The sequence below is a fragment of the Nostoc sp. DedQUE02 genome (assembly GCF_034531035.1).
Classification (GTDB): Bacteria; Cyanobacteriota; Cyanobacteriia; order Cyanobacteriales; family Nostocaceae; genus Nostoc.
The window spans coordinates 214405-233501 of the sequence record NZ_JAVRBY020000002.1 but is presented as its reverse complement, the minus strand read 5'-3'; the positions used below and the strand labels follow the sequence as shown (position 1 = coordinate 233501).

Annotated in this window: 16 protein-coding genes; 8 read left to right on the top strand and 8 right to left on the bottom strand. The window is 41.6% G+C overall.

Annotated elements, in window-relative coordinates; all coding sequences use genetic code 11:
- Positions 1-151: 151 nt before the first annotated feature.
- A complete protein-coding gene (locus tag RMX98_RS03450; protein WP_322676389.1) occupies positions 152-907 on the top strand; it encodes a hypothetical protein in 756 nt (251 codons plus the stop codon).
- 562 nt (positions 908-1469) lie between these two features.
- Here RMX98_RS03450 and RMX98_RS03445 read toward each other — a convergent pair.
- The 4 genes from RMX98_RS03445 to RMX98_RS03430 form a co-directional block, all read right to left on the bottom strand.
- Complete coding sequence (locus tag RMX98_RS03445; protein WP_322676390.1) at positions 1470-2303, bottom strand: metallophosphoesterase; 834 nt, start codon at positions 2301-2303, stop codon at positions 1470-1472.
- Between the two features lie 207 nt (positions 2304-2510).
- Entirely contained in the window at positions 2511-3341 is an 831-nt protein-coding gene (locus tag RMX98_RS03440; RefSeq protein WP_322676391.1) for a metallophosphoesterase, read from the bottom strand.
- A 513-nt stretch (positions 3342-3854) separates the two neighbouring features.
- The gene (locus RMX98_RS03435) at positions 3855-4127 is read right to left on the bottom strand and encodes a GlsB/YeaQ/YmgE family stress response membrane protein (RefSeq protein WP_322676392.1); all 273 of its coding nucleotides are present in this window, start codon (positions 4125-4127) and stop codon (positions 3855-3857) included.
- A gap of 456 nt (positions 4128-4583) precedes the next feature.
- On the bottom strand, positions 4584-4850 hold the full coding sequence (locus tag RMX98_RS03430; protein WP_322676393.1) for a hypothetical protein: 267 nt from the start codon (positions 4848-4850) through the stop codon (positions 4584-4586).
- A gap of 321 nt (positions 4851-5171) precedes the next feature.
- On the opposite strand from RMX98_RS03430, the gene RMX98_RS03425 reads away from it, so the two are divergent.
- The 4 genes from RMX98_RS03425 to RMX98_RS03410 all read left to right on the top strand — a co-directional run bounded on the left by RMX98_RS03425 (position 5172) and on the right by RMX98_RS03410 (position 8844).
- A complete protein-coding gene (locus RMX98_RS03425) occupies positions 5172-5804 on the top strand; it encodes a bifunctional 4-hydroxy-2-oxoglutarate aldolase/2-dehydro-3-deoxy-phosphogluconate aldolase (protein WP_322676394.1) in 633 nt (210 codons plus the stop codon).
- Between the two features lie 113 nt (positions 5805-5917).
- Positions 5918-6436: a L,D-transpeptidase gene (locus RMX98_RS03420; RefSeq protein WP_322676395.1), complete on the top strand. Its 519-nt coding sequence runs from the start codon at positions 5918-5920 to the stop codon at positions 6434-6436.
- A 496-nt stretch (positions 6437-6932) separates the two neighbouring features.
- Entirely contained in the window at positions 6933-7457 is a 525-nt protein-coding gene (locus RMX98_RS03415) for a L,D-transpeptidase (RefSeq protein WP_322676396.1), read from the top strand.
- A gap of 538 nt (positions 7458-7995) precedes the next feature.
- Entirely contained in the window at positions 7996-8844 is an 849-nt protein-coding gene (locus RMX98_RS03410) for a DUF6882 domain-containing protein (protein ID WP_322676397.1), read from the top strand.
- A gap of 76 nt (positions 8845-8920) precedes the next feature.
- Here the strand turns inward: RMX98_RS03410 and RMX98_RS03405 are convergent, their stop codons facing one another.
- Positions 8921-10519 (bottom strand): Hsp70 family protein, encoded by a 1599-nt coding sequence (locus RMX98_RS03405; protein ID WP_322676398.1) that lies wholly within the window; start codon positions 10517-10519, stop codon positions 8921-8923.
- Between the two features lie 354 nt (positions 10520-10873).
- On the opposite strand from RMX98_RS03405, the gene RMX98_RS03400 reads away from it, so the two are divergent.
- Positions 10874-11902 (top strand): hypothetical protein, encoded by a 1029-nt coding sequence (locus tag RMX98_RS03400; RefSeq protein WP_322676399.1) that lies wholly within the window; start codon positions 10874-10876, stop codon positions 11900-11902.
- Positions 11903-12009: 107 nt separating this feature from the next.
- Complete coding sequence (locus tag RMX98_RS03395; protein ID WP_322676400.1) at positions 12010-12204, top strand: WYL domain-containing protein; 195 nt, start codon at positions 12010-12012, stop codon at positions 12202-12204.
- 117 nt (positions 12205-12321) lie between these two features.
- On the opposite strand, the gene RMX98_RS03390 is transcribed toward RMX98_RS03395, so the two are convergent.
- The 3 genes from RMX98_RS03390 to fni all read right to left on the bottom strand — a co-directional run bounded on the left by RMX98_RS03390 (position 12322) and on the right by fni (position 16003).
- Positions 12322-12561, bottom strand: coding sequence for a hypothetical protein (locus RMX98_RS03390; protein ID WP_322676401.1), 240 nt, complete (start codon positions 12559-12561; stop codon positions 12322-12324).
- A 404-nt stretch (positions 12562-12965) separates the two neighbouring features.
- Positions 12966-14801 (bottom strand): signal peptide peptidase SppA, encoded by a 1836-nt coding sequence (sppA, locus tag RMX98_RS03385; protein ID WP_322676402.1) that lies wholly within the window; start codon positions 14799-14801, stop codon positions 12966-12968.
- Positions 14802-14953: 152 nt separating this feature from the next.
- On the bottom strand, positions 14954-16003 hold the full coding sequence (gene fni / locus RMX98_RS03380) for a type 2 isopentenyl-diphosphate Delta-isomerase (protein ID WP_322676403.1): 1050 nt from the start codon (positions 16001-16003) through the stop codon (positions 14954-14956).
- 523 nt (positions 16004-16526) lie between these two features.
- Between fni and RMX98_RS03375 the strand changes: the two genes are divergently transcribed.
- A complete protein-coding gene (locus RMX98_RS03375) occupies positions 16527-19073 on the top strand; it encodes a CHAT domain-containing protein (RefSeq protein WP_322676404.1) in 2547 nt (848 codons plus the stop codon).
- Positions 19074-19097 lie beyond the last annotated feature (24 nt).

Here is a 19097-nt window from a genome sequence, read left to right as displayed (position 1 = left end):
TGCAGAGGTTATTCTGAGATCACCAACAGTTGAGTAGCAAATAAAACTCAATATTTATCAGCAACATATATTTTTCAGTTCATTAAAACCTTTTGTTTTCACAAAGCTTTAGTCCGTCAATATCTTAATCTGAGGAGTTAAATCAACAGCTATGTCTATTCCCAATGAACGCGAGAGCAAAAACAGTGAAGTTAGGCAAGAATCTTACACTGATATTAATGGCAATACTCAGACCCATTTCACACAAACCACTGAAACCGTTAAGAACAATACAGCTAATCCCAACTCTTACACTAACGGTTACGTACATGGTCGAAATGTTGAGCGTAGCTACCAGCAAGCAGATTTAGCCCAGCGTGATGAAAACAATGCTAGTGGTGGTTTATTGTTGGGTATTATCATTACTTCCTTGCTTGGTTTAGTTATAGGTGGAGTTTGGTACTTCAACCAGCAGAATAACGCAGCAGTTAACAATATTGTGCCGGTCGCGGTTCCTGTACCAAGTAAGAGTAATCCAACTCCCAGTCCATCTCCTCAACCACAAACGATAATCAAAGAAACAACTAAGGAAGTCCCTGTTCCTGTTCCTGTTACTGTTCCTGTTCCCCAACAACAAGTTACACCTCCGTCTACACCTCGCCAACCGAATATTAACATTACAATTCCACCCCAGCAGCCTGCGGCAGAAAAAGCACCTTCTGTAACCCAGCCAACTCCTCAAGCGGCACAAAGTCCGGCGACGAGTTCAACTACTAATACTCCGGCTTCGCAGAACGATAGTTCTACTAATACTGTTGCTCCTGGTACAAAAAGTGACACCTCTAAAAGTACTACACCTCAAGGAGTAGACCAGTCAAACAGTACATCTAATAGCGATTCTTCTACCGCAGGCGGTTCTGGTCAATAACGCCTTCTAAACTTTCAGCCCACTTGGTAATGTTGGTGTGAATGCCAATATTACCAAGTGAGATAAATTTTAAGCAATATTTCTGAATTGTTGCGATAGATTAATGGTATTCAAGTTTAGTAAAGGTGTCTTGTAGCTAAACAAACACGATGCTAGATTAAGACCAAGGTACAAACAGGTTAAAAGTTAAACAAAAACTTTCAAGTTAGAGCCTGTGCCTCCTGCTCTAATCTTATTGCGATCGCTCTGAAGTTGTGACATCCATTGAATGTGTTTTTGCCTTAAGTTCAATGAGTTCGTTTTGGAGGTTTTAAGACGCACAGCCAGAAAATGCCTGCCTAGTTGGAATATTAAGGATGTGCAATTCTGAGTAAAGCGATCGCGAATACTGTCCACCTTAGTTTGAGTTAGTTACTCCTGAATTCTCTAATCTTCAAGAAACCGCCCCAAGTTGCTGATATCTATCCATCGCAGCTTCAGGCGGTTTCTGCTTTGAGTGTTATGCATTTAAATTGCACTCTGACCAGTGAGGCTATCCTTTGTCCTTTGTCATTTATTTAGACTAATGACTAATTAAGGTAATTACAGTCACTTCTGGCGGACAAAATAAACGTCCTGGTTTATAAGTTCCTAAACCACGATTGACATATAGTTGATTTTCTTGCACCTTGTGAAATCCTTGTGCCCATTCCCAATATCGCACTACTTTCGAGCAGTCTCCTAAGAAAAATGTTACCCAACGCCGTAATTTTTTGGGAATTTGTTTGAGTAACTTTTTGTAATAGAATACTACAGGGCCAATGCCCGGAATTACAATGTGACCACCGTGGGTATGCCCAGATAGTTGCAAATCTACACGCCATTGTTGCAATATCTTGGCTGTATCTGGATTATGAGATAAAACAATGCGCGGTGTAACCGAGTCTAATTGATTCATGACTGGTGCAGGGTGAAATTCCTGTGACCAATAATCAGCTAATCCTACTAGTGGTAATTCTTTTCCTAGTGGATAGGCAATTTCATTCCAAAGCACATGCACCCCAATGCTGGTTAAAGCCTGGGTAACTTCTACTTTGGAGTGGTTGTAATAGATATCATGGTTCCCAAGTACGGCGTAGATACCACAGCGACTTTGCAGATGTTTGAGTCGTAGCACCAATTGGTGAATTGGTGCGGGATCGTCAGTTACGTAATCACCAGTTAATAGAATTAAATCTGGTTCAGCTTCGTTAGTAACTGCGATCGCTTTTTCTAACATATCTTCTGACAGTCGCAAACCATCATAGTGAAAATCTGACAACTGCACTAATGTTGTACCTTGTAAAGATGCAGGAAGTTTTGCAATCTTAACCGTTATTTTATCTACTCTTAAATGTCCCGTAAACAACCAATGCATAAGTCAACCGATACTCCTCATACCAGCGCTTACAGCTTACCAAAAATAAAAATGTAACTTGATAAAATGCAATAATTTATGTCATCTATTTCAAATACAATTAATTCATTGATTTAAATTTGACGATGAAACTAAGCAGGTTGTAAGTTTGCAGGTACTCATTAGCCAGAATACCTGCTGTGATTGCGTTCTTTTATTTTGAATTACCTACTCACCTTGTAGGGTGATTATAGTAACTTCTGGACGGCAAAATAAGCGTCCTGGGAGGTAAGTTCCCAAACCACGATTGACGTATAGCTGATTTTTTCCTAGCCGATGGAAACCCTGTGCCCATTCCCAATGGCTGACTACAGAAACATTTTCTTCCAAAAATGGCACTAGACGGCGTACTTTTTTGGGTATTTTTTCTGCAAGCTTATCGTACAAAAATGCCATAGGGCCAATTCCGGGAATTACAATTTGACCACCGTGAGTATGACCAGATAATTGTAAATCGACTCGCCATGCTTGTAATATCTCTGCCGTATCTGGGTTGTGGGATAAAACAATGCAAGGTGCGTCGGGGTTTAGTTGGTTCATAACTGCTGCGGGATTGAATTCCCGCGACCAATAATCAGCTAGTCCAACGAGTGGCAATTCTTTTCCTAGTGGATAGGCGATTTCATTCCAAAGGACATGAATCCCAATGCTAGTAAGCGCTTCTGTAACTTCTGCTTTGGCGGGTTTATAATATATATCGTGATTGCCAAGAATAGCATAGATACCACTGCGACTTTGCAGATGTTTCAGTCGAAGTATCAATTGGTGAATTGGTGCGGGATCGTCAGTTATGTAATCACCAGTTAATAAAATTAAATCTGGTTCCGCTTCGTTGGTAACTGCGATCGCTTTTTCTAACATATCTTCCGACAGTCGCAAACCATCGTAGTGAAAATCTGACAACTGCACCACCTTCTTACCCTGTAACGATGCAGGCAACCCTGCAATGTTAACCGTCACTTCCTCCGTACTCAACGGCCCAGATAACAACCAATGCATAAGACGTTTAATAAACTTTAATCATAGCGCTTACAGCTTAACGAAATATTGTCGGTTCGTATACAGCGACCAGTGTAAGTTATTGAAAATTTTATGAAAGCTGTAAGTTATAACGTATTTATACTCAGCTAAGTTTAATACAACTTTGCCAGTCAGCATCTAATCCTGAAGAAGCGCTGCTTCTGAAACAGCTTGCATTTGAGCGTCTGTTTTAGTAAAACAAGAATGGAATGAAAATACAGAATTAATTCTTGGCACAGTCATACAGGATATCCCCAAGGTAATAGAGTGGCGAGTTTACAATCACTGTGCTGTAGTAACGCGGTTGTACGCTATGAGCGTGTTGAAGACTTAGTTCGTAACAGGTTAGTACTTCTGCCTTATTGCAAAATAATCAAAAAAATAACGCCTACCTATAATTAGGGCGGCGCTATTTTTTTAATTTAAATCACACTTACAAATAGTTAAATGATTTTGCTAAATCTTCTTTGCTCATTGTCCGCAATTTAATTTTTATACGGCACTGCGGTTGGTTAATAAGTTCCACAAGAAAACTGCGACAATTGCACCAAGAACTGCTACTGCAATACCTGGAATGCTGAGGGTAGGAGCGGCTAGAGATAAGGTTCCCGTACTGAAGAATACACCTAAACTACCACCAACAAAAGCACCGACGATTCCTAACAATATGGTTCCTAGAATTCCGCCGCCTTGATGACCGGGGTAGATAGCTTTTGCGATCGCACCAGCAATTAGACCTAAAACAATCCAAGCAAGAATATTCATTGTTGTTAAGTTGGTAAACGTCTTTAACTTACAAATTAATATTAGCTATTTCCATTTCTTACTCTATCTACCATCAGAATTAATTATGAATATCCATAAGGAATAGTTTAATCGCTACTAAGTTATATACAGTAGATTTCAAGGAAAGTGAGGTATACAAGCTCGCGTCTGTTACCCAGGTATAAAGCGTGTTTTACTCCTGAATTCTGTATTCTGAATTCTGCTGTATGACCCATTTGAGGTAGATAGATAGTCAATTAAAAAAAAGCTCCTAGTAGGTCTTCAACTAGGGGCTTATCAAACTATTGCTTGGTAATTGCAGTATATGCATTTTTAATTAGCTCTCTCCTCTACTAGAAGAATTAAGCTGAGTTTTTAGGGACTGTCTCTAAAGTAATGTAAAGTAAGCAAAATTAAGTGATTGAGACGATGGTCTAAGCCTATGCAACTTCATGTCTAGCTTTTAATTTTTAATTGCTTATCCCAACGATCGCCGTCAATCAAGGGGAACAGTCTGTGGTAAAACCAATGCATACTTAAGAAAATCAGACTTACCAAGGTCAGCAGCATAACGCCCAGAATCGTTGTATATGCCTTAGTGTGCCACCAAAATCCATCTGCACCTAGTCGCACAAGCTTCCATAGGCTGGCTATATCCACGCTTTCAGAATCGTGAATGGTGATTGCTAAGGGTGCTACTGTATTTTGTTGTGCAATCGTCATTTTAATTACTCCTTTAGACCCAAACGCTCAGGCATCTAATTTTAAACTACGGTAAGTCAATAGATTTAGTGGTATTTATGTAATATCTCATAGCTTGATGCAATAAGCAAGTTTTAAGGGCATTGAGCACTTGTACTGAGTTTCGACACTTCGACTCCCTTCTCTACGAGAGGCTGCACTTCGACTACGCTCAGTGACCACGCCAACGGCTCCGCGGTAGTTGAAGTATTGGGTATTAGTATTGAAAATTAGGTATTTACTAGAGTAAAAACTCTTCTCTAGTCCCAATCCCTAGTGCCCAGTCTCCAATTCCCAGTCAAAATGCCTAATCAAATTTGGTTATCACAGTTGCAAAAACACCGAGCGATCGCAGTCATCCGCGCCCCTGAAATCGAATTGGGGCAGCAAATGGCAATGGCTGTAGCATCTGGGGGAATGCAGCTAATTGAGATTACCTGGAATAGCGATCGCGCTGGGGAATTAATCAGTCAACTACGTTCGGAATTACCAGCTTGTATCATTGGCACTGGTACGCTGTTCAATGTGCAGCAGCTACAAGATGCGATCGCATCTGGGGCACAATTCCTCTTCACACCCCACGTTGATCCGGCAATGATTCAAGCAGCACAAGAAAAAAATGTACCTATCATACCAGGAGCTATGACTCCTACAGAAATTGTTACCGCCTGGAGTCAGGGGGCTAGTTGTGTCAAAGTGTTTCCCGTACAAGCAGTGGGAGGGGCTGACTATATCAAAAGTTTGCAAGGGCCTCTGGGTGAGATTCCCTTAATTCCTACTGGCGGCGTGACTCTGGAAAATGCCAAAGAATTTTTACAAGCCGGAGCGATCGCTGTCGGTTTGAGCGGGGAATTATTTCCGAAAAAGCTTGTTACAGAGGGAAATTGGTCAGCGATCGCAACTCAGGCAAAAAATCTCATACGACAGTTAGGTTAACTTAGAATCAAATCATCAAAATTCACGTCTATTAAAGTAATAGATATGGAAATAAAGGTGAAACCTGATAAGTTTCTCAATACCCCATGATTTGAGTGTGAGTGTATCTAAAAATGAAAAAAATGATTTATTCTGACTGGGTGCGTCGCTTACAAATACTTCTCACTGGTACAGCACTGTCCTTAAGTGTTTTTACTACTACTGGAACGAGTGAAGTTTGGGCAAATACCAAAAAAGATCAAGTGATTGCACAAACAATCCAGACATTACAACAATCAGATAAGCGCTGGATTCAAATTGATCTTTCAAAACAACGATTAATAGCTTGGGAAGGTGACAAAGTGGTTTATGGAAGTGCTATTTCCTCTGGCAAAAAAGCTACTCCTACTCTTATTGGCACTTTTAAGGTTCAATCTAAGTTCAAAACTACGCGAATGCAGGGAGAAGACTATAATGTTCCCAACGTTCCTTATGCAATGTTTTATCAAGGTAATTACGCTATTCACGGAGCTTATTGGCATAAGAGATTTGGCACTCCAGTAAGCCACGGATGTGTGAATATCGCACCTAAACATGCAAAATGGCTATTCGAGTGGGCATCAGTAGGAACACCAATAGTCATCCAGAAATAGCAAATGAAGCAGCCATAAGGCAATTTAGGTAAAATCATAAATAACAACAAATCAAGACAATTAAGTGATTCCCAGCAAGATTTTATGCTGGGAATCTTCGGAGTCGGAATTACTGAAATTGAAATAAAATACAGAAGAGGGCATTTAACTATTTGCCCAAAAAAATAAGCGTAAATCCTGAAAATTCCTGTGTGAAATTACAAATGCAAAGATGAATTCGGGGAAACTTTGCATTTAGGCATTTAAATGACAGCTTTTTGTAAAGGTTGTCCTTTGTAATTAGTTATTGGTCATTGGTGATGAGTTAGGAATCATCATTTAACCAAGGACAAAGGACAAATTGAAGGCGGATTAACTTAGGACTTGTCTTGAGAAGCTTTAGCGGATGAATTGCGTAAATCCTCGACAGGAAGTTAGAAGTCACTTTGGAAATTTATAGTTTTCCAGAAAATTACTTCACTTCATGATTTTTGCGTAGTTTAGAAGATAAGGCATAATGCAAACTTGGATTGGCCGTAGTGGGATTCGTTCTTCAGCAACTTTTTGTACAGGCATGGCGCTGATGGTGATGACTTTATTCTCTTGGTCATCACCGCTAACAGGTATACCCAACTCGACTACAGCAACAGCCACCTCAGTAGATCAAAACAGCACTAATAATATTAGCCAACCTCGCTGGATTGAAATTGACTTGTCAGAGCAACGTTTACGTGCATGGGAAGGTAATAAACTTGTTCATTCATATCGCATTTCGGGAGGTAAGCGAGCAACTCCTACACCCATAGGTAGATTTCGGATTAATTCTAAGTATCGTACTCACCGGATGCGAGGCAGAGGCTACAACATTCCTGACGTTCCTTACACAATGTATTTCTACAGAGGGTATGCTATCCACGGCGCTTACTGGCATAACCGTTTTGGCACTCCAGTCAGCCACGGTTGCGTAAATTTACCTGTTAAGCAAGCTGGCAATCTTTACAGATGGACTTCAACGGGAACTTTAGTAGTGGTGCATAAATGATAGTGAATTGATCGTTGCTGCAATTCTTACCTTGATATCTGGACAGGTGCGTAACACTGCGTCAGCGCACCTGTTCATATATACTGCTAGACTAAAAACACATTTTTGAGGAATTTAGGAGCTATGAGCGCCACAACTACTCAACCTCTCACCCTGAAGGAATTTCTGAAGCTCCCAAAAACAAAGCCTGTAAGCGAATATATTAACGGAGAGATTACTCACAAGCCAATCCCGAAAGGGAAACCGCTTACAATGTAAACTTTGTGCTGTTATATTTGATTAAAAACTAAATATTTACTTATAAGCTGTAACCGAAAATTAAAGATAACTTTTAGCGATTGAGCAGACGCACTAACCATCCGAAACCTAAACCTAATATTAAAGTGGCTCCCAAAATTAGTACAGTGTGCAAACGACTAAAAGACAGAAGTAATTGATTTCTCGCTCCAACTTAACTTAATATGTAACACCAACCCAAATTATTAATGGTTTAGGTTATTTATTTGATAGCAAAATGTCTTTAACTAGTTAGAATGTTATGAATTTTTTCAACAAGCTATTCGGTGCAGGTAAATCAGATAATTTGTCTGAGTTTCATACTTTAGTTGAGCAGAGTATGGAGGAATTGCGATTAAAAACAGAAGCTCACAATAATGCTTGGCGGCTCGGTGAGTCGAGTTGGGACATCAATCAAGACACTGGTACGGTTGTCTTCACCCGTCCAGATGGGATCACGGCGAGATGTTCAGTGCAGATTATCGGCACTTACAACACAATAGACAGCAGTTGGTTGTGGGGTTGGAACCATCCATCTGTTGTCCCTGGATTACAGTCGCACGCGCGTGTTGTCCGAACCTATGGAGAGGAGTATGGTATTGAATCTCTCACTACCCAGAAGCTCAGTTGTACAGAAAATCAAGCTTGGGAGTTTACAGCACTTGCCTGTAAGCTTTGTGAAGCAGAAGGTGCATATCGATGTCCAACAGGTTCAACTCTCGTTTTCATAACGTTTGATCGGGTGACATTAAGTCGGTTGTCAACCAAGCCAAGCATTACTCAATCAATCGCCCAAAGAGTCAATTCTCATGAGACAGCAGTTGCAGCATACCAAGCTGGAGAGTTAGAGAAGCTATATCTTTTCCCGATTGAGTTAGGTGGAGTTGATGATGACGTTAACGTTGTTTACGTCCCATCGCCAGCAGTGGAAGAAAAAAGGTCTTTTGATGCAGAGGTAGGCAGACTGGCAGAACAAGGTAAGATTGGCCACTATGAGGCTTCTCCCGAATATGATGACGAGAGTTTTATTCCATCTAGAATAGTTGTTAAAGCATCTGGTGAAGAATCAATTCAAAAAACCATTGAAATAATCAGAATGAAGGACGAATAAATCAGGCTTTAGAACAGTGGTTTGAATGCCAGCACCCACTGTCAAAATTTTATTAAACACTTAAACGTGCAGTAGTTTAACTCAACTGTGCCACAAGTTGATTTTCCAAAAGCGTATTATTTGTTAACAAGTCTTCAACGGTGATTCGTAAAAAGCGTTGTTCATCAACTTGAAAGAGGATTTTGATGCGATCGCTTCCAGGATATCCGGCTGGTGTCAGTTGAGCAATTGTCCTCGCGCCTTCTTGATCGTTGAGAGGTTTGACGCTAGTTTCACTATTCTCCATCCGGCGAGTAATCAAGCGATCGCCATCAAAATAAACTTCAGTACTACCCGTATCTGCTCCCAATTCTCCCATAATTAATTCAATGCTGGGCTGATTTTCTACAGAAGCGCCTAAGACTAATTCCACTGGCTGAGTCATTGGATATGCTTGTCCAGCTTTAATTAAAGAATGCCATTTGTGACGCTGATTGCGGCGATCCCAGTAGCGGATACCATAACTATGGTAGAGAAAATCTTTGATTTGCACACCTTGAGCTAACTGTAATGCACCTTGAGCGATCGCTTCAAAGGGACGTTCGCAACGGATTTTTTCTGGCTCAAAATACTGTTTGATCCATGTCTGCACTGCGGGTAATTGCACTGTGCCACCAACTAACAAAACTGCACTAATATCTGGAAGTTCTATTCCTTGCCGTCTTGCTTGCTGTAACAGCGTCGTCATCGACTCATCGAGTAACTCAAAAAATGCGTGTTCTTTAAGGATATCGTCAAAAGTGTCGCGGTTTAATTCCAGTTCATAGCTTTCAAATGTTTCATCATCAAAATAAACTTCACTAGCTTGGTTTTGGGTTGATAGCTGAATTTTCAACCGTTCTGCCAAGCGTGTTGTCAAGGGACTCACCGCCAATTCTTGAGTTTTAGCAAAGTAATCTACCAACCAATTATCAATATCAGTACCGCCTAGATTTTGCCCTGCTTTCGCCAGAACACGGGCAGTTTTGACTTTTTGTTTTGAATCTTCAGCCAGAGATTTATTACCCCATTTGAGGAGAAATCCAAGCGGCTTTGTGCTTGCCTGCACGCTTTGATCCAACCGAACAAGGGACAAATCCAAAGTTCCACCACCGAAGTCAATCACCAAAAGATTTTCTTGATCTGCCAAACCATAACCCAAGGCGGCGGCTGTGGGTTCATCTAGCATTCGCACTTGTTCGACCGGGAGGGCTTGGCAAACTTGACCCAACCAGTGACGATAGGCTTCAAAACTGTCTACGGGTACGGTTAACACCAGAGAATCTAAGCCACCTTCCAGAGGTGCTAGTTCTTCAATTACTTGAGTCAGGAACCATTGCCCTACTTGTTCAAAGGTGACAATTTGCCCATCTAGTTCGGGTAAGAAACCTTGAATATCTGCACCAATACCGCGTTTGAAGCTGCGGAAAAATCGTGTTTCGCCTTTGAGGTCAAAACCGCGATCGCGTACTTGTTGCCCGACTAAGACTTGATTCTGGCTTGCGTCTTCAACATAAACCAAGCTGGGAATCAGTGGCGGATTGAGACTTTGTTTGATTGATAAACCTGGTAGAGTCAGGGTTTCTGGCTGCTGGGTTACAGGGTTCCAACGAGCAATGACTGTGTTGCTAGTACCAAAATCGATTGCGATCGCCATACTTTATATTTATTCTCTCGCACGAAGATGCCAAAGCTGCTTTATTTGTGATTATTCTCTATAAGCTACCAAGAAAGCAAATGCGCCCATAGGAATACTTCTTTGCATCTCAACCCAGATATCGATTCAGTCTGTTGCAGCGAAGTGTTAGCACAGTTAGACAATTGGCTTGTCAGAAAACATGGAAATCATTGGCTGTAAATGTATAAAAGGAGCAATAAACTCAACAGCAGGCTTTATCATATAACTACTTAGGCTGCTTGAGTTCTTAGTTAAGATAGTGCTTTGAAGTTGAACGGTGAGATACTAATTTTTTAATAATCAAAGCTGTTAAGAACTAGAGTACAGGGAGCAATGGAACATTCAAGGCGATTTGATGGCGATGAAACTTGGAATCGATTGCGCGAGTGGACAAAGGGGCAGAAACCTGCAGAAAGGTTGGCTAGTACACTCTTGCAAACTGAAGGCTACTCCGTAGATCCATCACATCCGTTAGGTGGAAAAGATGGTGGTAAAGACCTCATTTGTGTCAAGGATGATTTAAAGCTGGTGGGTGCTGTCTACTTCCCACGAGGTCAACAAACACTACAGGCGATTAAGAAAAAGTTTTCTTGCGATTTAAAGGGTGTAGAAAAGAATAGAGCAGATGGCTTAGTATTTATAACAAATCAAGAACTAAAACTTAATGAGCGAAAAATATTAATAAATCTTGACATAAGTATAGTTATTGAACTTTATCATCTCGAACGTTTAGCACTGCTCTTAAATACACCAAAAAATTATGGTACGCGATTAGAGTATTTGAGCATAAAAATTACTGAAGAAGAATACTTGGCACTTCTGTCTTACCGAGATCAAGAACACTTTAAGAGGCTACAAGAAATAAATAGCAATTTAGACAGCCTTGTACACAAAATTGAGAAGCAAACTAATGATCTGATTGGTTATGCAACTGGAGGCGGTAGTGTTGCTTACTTTATGCCTACGCTTCGTAGTAGTAAAAAACTAGAACTCGATTTGCTTAATCAATCTGAGTATCCGGTTTTTGATATACATGGGCGCTACATTGATTTAGATGAGGAAATTGATCCTCAAAATAAACGATTCTGGACAGAGAAATATTTTGCCTTCGACAGTCTGTATCCAAACAAAATATTAACAGAGGCTATACAGTTTGATTTGAGTCAGAAAGAACAGTTAAGGCTAAACTTTTTCATTCATACCCGTACAAAATATATAATGCAAGAATTTCGAGTATTTTGTACTGATGATTGGCCTATTATTGCATATCGGATAAGGGTCGATGGTGAAGTTATTGAATCTATAGTTCCAGACAAAGTTCCCAATTATGATCCTGAAAATCCTGAAATTATTTTTAATTAGAAATGTACACTCAGTAAATAGCAAGGTTATCTCTTGTCAATAAAACAACGTAAGTGACCAAAAAGCTGATTATTTCGTTCACCAATCCAGGCGATTAACCCAGACTTATGAATAAGACACATAGCAAAGCTGCTTATGTAGATTATATTGTGAGATTGCCTGAGCGATCGCTTGAGGAGTTTTGTCGCTGGGTGTACCGCTTCATGGGTAATGCTCAGTTTATCTCTCCTCAATATTTAGCTGAACAACACCAGAAATCTGCTCGTGCATTAATAGATCGGTATTCTTCCAAAGCCATATAAATTAAGATAATTGACCCACATGACTTTAATGCTGGGCGACAGTCAAAGTGGAGGCACTGGCTAATTAGTACAAAAACCTAATCTAACCCGGAGTTCCGGGTTAGCGGTAGTTCATGCTCAATCTTCATTTCGTAACTGCCAGACTGCACCAAAAGCAGCCCCAGCCCCAGCTAACAATCCAGTACTCATTCCTTGGATAGTTTTTTGGATTGGATCTTGGGTTAGGCACTCACTTGTAACTTTACTGTCTCCCAAACAAAGATTACTTTCTGCCCAACCAGCAGTACCTCCTAAAATTACACCAGTGATACTACAAGAAACAATTAGCAGCAAAAGGCGTTGTGTTTTTCTAGCCATAGATGGATGTTTTACTCAATTTTGTATTTTAGACTTTAAATTGGGTTGGTATGTAATTACACTTGTTTTGGATAAAAAATTTTAGATTTTTCCATACTTGAGCCACTGTTTAACCAGGTTGCTTCAGCAAAAGTCCAAATCTAAAATTCTGTCAAAGGTTAGAAATTGTAGTTGACTTTAAACTACTTTACACATCCAAGCAGCAAATGTCAGCTGGTTTATGGCTGGCGAGGTAAACTCATGTGCTTTGTCCTAGTCATCTATCTTTAAATCGATCGATACACAATTTCGTAGCAAAGACTTTAGCTCTGAGAAAACAAGGACTAAAATCTTGACTACAAATCCTCAAAACTAGTTTGACGCAGTATTCGCTGAGTTGTTGCCCACTGATACTCAAAAAACATCTACTCAATCTTCAAGTTGAAAGGCAAGCGGGCGTAGACCCCCTGTGGATCGTTCATCTTTTGCAGAATCTCTACTTCCTGTTGCAATTTTTGAAATTCCGTGGTAAGAGGATTGGCTGATTTGAGTTGCGTCCTCTCAATCCCGAAAGTAGTCCGCGCCTCTTCTGCTGCACGCCCAAAAAAGCGTTCTCCGAAGCTGCTAGTGCGAGGATATTCTTGCACTTCCCAGTCGTCTCCTAAATTCGCCTGCTTGGCAGTGTATGCGATCGCACTATCCAAACCGCCAATTTCATCCACTAAACCGATTTCTTTGGCCGCCACACCTGACCAAACCCTTCCTTGGGCAATTTCTGCTACTTTTTGTTCTGGGAGTTTCCGACCTTGAGAAACTTTATTCAGAAACATATCATAAATGCGGTTAACACTGCGCTGATAAAGTGCCAATTCTTGGGGCGATTTCGGACGCGAAACTGTTTGACTATCAGCATAACGTCCGGTTTTCACTGAATCCCAAGTAATACCATTCTCATTAGCCAGCTTTTGCCCATTGAATAACATCCCAAATACCCCTATGGAACCTGTAATGGTATTTGGTTCTGCAAAAATGCGATTAGAATCGCTAGCAATCCAATAACCACCAGAGGCAGCGACATCACCCATTGATACTACAACTGGTTTGACATCACGAGTTAATTTCACTTCTCGCTGCATGACTTCGGCTGCGGTAGCGCTACCACCAGGACTATTAATTCGTAATACAACAGCCTTCACATCCTTATCTTGTCGGATTTTGTTGAAGATTTTGGCAAAGCGATCGCCTCCTACTTGCCCATCATCACCTTTGCCATCGACAATCTCGCCCTCAGCATAAACAACAGCAATTTGATTTTTGGAGTTACGTTCTACACCCAAGGATTTACCAGAAACTTGTGCGTAGCTATCCAGGCTAATTTGTCGGAATGTTTTGTCTTCTTTCTTGCTATCTGTCAACTTTTTCAGGTCTGTTACCACTTCATCGGGGTATTGGACTTGATCGACTAAACCGTTAGTTTTGGCTTGTGTAGCTTCTAGTAGTGACTGATTATCTGCGATCGCCTGCAACTGGTTAGGTTCAATTTTCCGACTTGCGCCTACAGCAGTGCGCCACTCTCCCCAAACATCATCCAACAATTTCTGAGTTTGTTCGCGGTTTTCTGGACTCAACTTGTTGAGAATAAACGGTTCAACGGCTCCTTTAAATTTCCCTACCCGCACGACTTGAACACCAATGCCATACTTCTGCAATGCTCCCGCTAAAAACATTGGTTGTGAACTCAAACCGTTGACTTCCATCATTCCCAGAGGATTAAGGACTATGGAATCTGCCACCGAACTAAGGTAATATTCCTTTTCGCTCCAATCACTGCCATAAGCGACAATCTTTTTCCCAGCAGCACGAAACTCTTCTAGCGCTTTCCGAATTTCTTTAAGGGAAGCATAGCCGACATTACCAGTTTGGCTTGCGTTCGTTGCATCCAGATAGATCCCGACAATTCGCGGATCGCGTCGCGCCTTTTCCAAAGTTTCCACAACTTTGCGGAGTGCCATTCTATCGTCATCTACACCTGATATTGTGTTTTGAAACAGTTCGCCTGAACTAGGTTCGCTATCAGTAATTTTCATTGACAAGTCAAAAACCAACACTGACTTATCTTTCACGTTTGGCCCAGTATCTTTAGAGGAACTAGCAGTTAATATCAGCAAGAACAGTCCAGTGGTTCCTAGACCACCAAAAATAATTAGTCCTAATAAGGTGCCAATTAAACTAGCAAAAGTTTGTTTGATAAAATTACGCATTAGTTATTTGTTATTGGGAATTGGGCATTGGGAGGCAGTGCGGTCTTCTCCCATTCGTGAGAGGCTAGCGCCAAGGGATCTCCCCAAGTGGAGCAACTGCCGTCAACTGCCGTCATTGGGGATGGGGAAGAATGACTAATGACCTACTTAATTTATTCTATGCGCTGTAAACTGTCAGAGTGCTTTAACTGATACAAGGTAGCGTTGCCAGTGCAGAATAAAACTGTGGTGATTTCGGCGATTAATACTTCAGCGAGTTCCGCTACTGCTGTCTCTGATGTTGCTGCTGCTTGTAAAAAAGGCATTGCTAAACCAGCTATGTCTGCTCCCAAAGCGATCGCGGCTGCGACATCCAATCCATGACGCAAACCTCCTGAAGCAATTAAAGGCACATCTTTGGCGATTGCTCTAATAGTTGTAATACACTCTGCCGTCGGTAAACCCCAATCGGCAAATGTCCTCCCTAAGCGACGTTGTAAGGGATTTTCTGCCCGTTCGCTTTCCACCTTTGCCCAAGAAGTACCGCCCGCACCAGCGACATCAATTGCTGCTACTCCGGCGGCGATGAGTTTTTGTGCGATCGCTGCTGAAATACCGTTACCAACTTCTTTCGCAATTACTGGCACTGGTAGCATAAAACACAATTTAGATATTTTGTCAAGTAAACCCCGAAAATTAGTATCACCTTTAGGTTGAATGCACTCTTGTAGAGGGTTAATGTGTAAAATCAGTGCATCAGCCTCTAGGATATCAACTACGCGCAAACATTCATCTAAGCCGTACTTATAGTTAAGTTGTACAGCGCCCAAGTTCGCAAATAGCAGAACATCGGGGGCATACTTGCGGACAGCAAAAGTATCAGCCACTTGAGGTTTTTCTACTGCTACGCGCTGGGAACCAACACCCATCGCAATTTTGTAGTGTTGTGCGACTTGGGCTAAACGTTGGTTAATCATTGCGGCTTGTTCTGTGCCGCCAGTCATGGAAGAAATTAACAAGGGTGCGCCAAGGTGTTTCCCCAGGAAAGTTGTACTGATATCAATATCGTTGTGGTTGACTTCGGGTAAGCAAGAATGGGTAAAGCGATAACGTTCCAGTCCATTGGTGATTTGATGAGACTGAACATCTTCTTCTAAACAGATCCGAATGTGATCGGCTTTGCGATTCTGAGTTTGTGCAGAGATGTTGGTAGGGGCGTTCACTGGTAGGTATGACTAAAAGTATTGGCTTGCGATCGCTATTGTTACATTGTCTGCAAACGTATTTGTATAACAAAAATATTTATTTTCGCTATCTTTCGGGTACGTTACGCTATTGATCACATATCCATGTGAGTTATTTGCAGATAAATCTTCTGCTCAGGTGCAACAAACATCAAACTGTGCGGCATTGCTGAATTGAAGTATAAATCTAGATGTAGAGACGTAGCAGTGCTACGTCTCTACAAGGATTTTGGTATTATACAAAATCGTTTTCATACATGGAATCAGCAACGCCAACTGTGCTGCTATTCCCAAGAGTTAATTTTTTTAAAGTCAAGGGTCTAATTCTCCAAAGCGATCGCGATACTGCTGAAGCATCGCCGCTCAAATGATATTTCTCATTTGAAATTGGGAATTATACATACAGCGATTTAGTGATTTCCTCAACACTCGTCCTGTGACTAATCATTAAACAAACTGCTCAATTATAAGTTAAGTAATTAACTAATTAATTATGGTAATTATGGCTTTCTTTATTAAACAAACTCGTTGGCTATATGTCAGCCTCGCTATTTTAAGTTTGTGTTTAGCATTTACCATTACACCGATAAAAGCATCTCCACCAGTCACAACCCCAGTTCTCTCTTCTTCCCAACCTCCCAACAGACTAGAAGAGGGACGAAACCTCTACCATTCAGGACGCTTTGCCGAAGCAGTGACGATTTGGCAAACGGCAGCACAACAGTACCATACCCAAGGCGATCGCCAGGGCGAAGCTCTAAGTTTAAGTTACCTCTCACTGGCACAACAAGAACTTAATCAATGGGAAGTAGCTCAACAGTCTATTGAGCAAAGTCTAAAACTATTGCAAACCTCTATTCCCTCTGCTGATGCAATTCTTTGGGCGCAGGCACTCAATACCCAGGCAAATTTGCAATTGCATACTGGCAAAGCTGAAACCGCTCTCGAAAGTTGGCAACAAGCTCAAAAATTTTATGAGCAAGCAGGCGACAAAATGGGCAGCTTGGGCAGTCAAATCAATCAGGCACAAGCTTTACAAAGTTTAGGATTTTATCGCCGCTCCAAACAACAGTTAGAGGTGCTGACTCAAAAACTCCAAAAGATGCCGGATAATGAAATCAAAGTTAGTGGATTGCGATCGCTCGGTTTGGCCTTGCACGCTATTGGTGATGGCAAAAGCCAGGAAGTTTTAGAACAAAGTTTAGCCACAGCGAACAAAATAGCAGCTAAAACTCAGCTAAGTTCTATTCTTTCGGCTCTAGGGAAAGTTGCTTCTGACTCCCAAGATCCAGAAGCAGCATTAAATTACTTTGAAGACGCACAAACAGCAGCTATGAACCCGAATGAAGTTCTGCAAGCGCGTTTAGCTCGTTTCAAATTATTGGTGGATTACGACAAACTTGAATATGCTATCCCCCTGGCACCTCAGTTGCAGCAACAGTTTCAAGAACTACCACCCAGCCATAATTCTCTTTACGCAGCGATTAATTTTGTGGCAACCTTGAATCGCTTGGAAAACTCCGATCGAGTTTTCCCCAGCAAAGATTTAGTACAACTTATGGCACTTACAGTTAAATCTGCCCAAAAAATTCAGGATGCTTCCGCAGAAGCTTATGCACTACATCAGTGGGGACAACTCTACCGTCGCACAAAGCAGTGGTCACAGGCCAAGGAATTAGCCGAGAAATCCCTCAATATTGCCCGTCAGCTTGGGGCTGACGATATCATTGCTCAATCGGCATGGCAGGTGGGACAGTTGTATAAACAACAAGGCGATCGCTCCAAAGCAATTACAGCCTATACCGAAGCCGTTAAGTCATTAAAGTCACTACGAGGGGATATGGTTGCCGTCAACCCCGATGTCCAATTTTCTTTCCGCGAAAGTGTAGAGCCTGTCTATCGGGAACTGGTGGGTTTACTTCTCGATGAGCAACCAACTCAGCCTGCATTGATGCAAGCTCGTGAATTGATTGAGTCACTCCAAATCGCCGAGCTTGATAACTTTTTCCGCGAAGCTTGTTTAGATAAAGCGCAGCAAATTGACGAAGTTGACCCCACAGCAACGGTTATTTATCCAATTATCCTAAGCGATCGCTTAGGAGTAATTCTCTCCAAAGCTGGACAACCTCTGCGTTACTATGTCACTCAAAAATCTCAAGCTGAAATTGAGCAAACTCTCAATAAATTCTTAGTAGCTCTCAACCCGGTTTCCGATTCTAAAGACCGGAATCGATTGTCTCAACAGATTTATGATTGGCTGATTCGTCCTGCCGAACAGGAACAAGCTTTTACCAATACTAAAACATTGGTGTTTGTTTTGGATGGTAAGTTACGTAACATTCCGATTGCAGCCCTGTATGACGGTAATCAATATTTGATTGAGAAGTATGCTGTGGCGCTCTCACCAGGATTGCAACTGATGGCGACGCGATCGCTTCATCAAAATCACATTAGTGCGATCGTCGGTGGCATCAGCCAATCTCGCTCTGGCTTTAGTGCTTTGCCCGCCGTGGAATCAGAGGTAAAACAAATCTCCAAAGCGGTATCCTCTTCCATGTTGCTGAACCAGAAATTCACCAGTCAAGCCCTTGCTGAACGGGTGAAATCCAGTAGTGCAGGTGTTGTCCACCTCGCAACCCACGGACAATTTAGTTCCCGCCTCGAAGATACCTTCTTGCTCACTTGGGATGGAAAAGTCAACGTTAAGGAATTATCTGAACTCCTCAAAAATCGGGGTAGCGATCCCTCGAAAGCCATCGAGTTGCTAGTACTAAGTGCTTGCGATACAGCAACAGGAGACGATCGCGCCGTCCTGGGACTGGCGGGCTTGGCTGTCAAATCCGGCGCTCGTTCTACTATTGCTACCCTATGGCCCGTCAAAGATCGGGCAGCTGCAATGCTCATGACTCGCTTCTATGACCAACTGCGACAACCTAAAATCACTAAAGCCGAAGCACTAAGACAAGCACAAATTAACCTAATTCGCCAAACTGATTTCCGCGATCCGTTCTTTTGGTCTGGCTTTGTTTTGATTGGAAATTGGATTTAATTAAGTAATAACACTGCTTTTTAG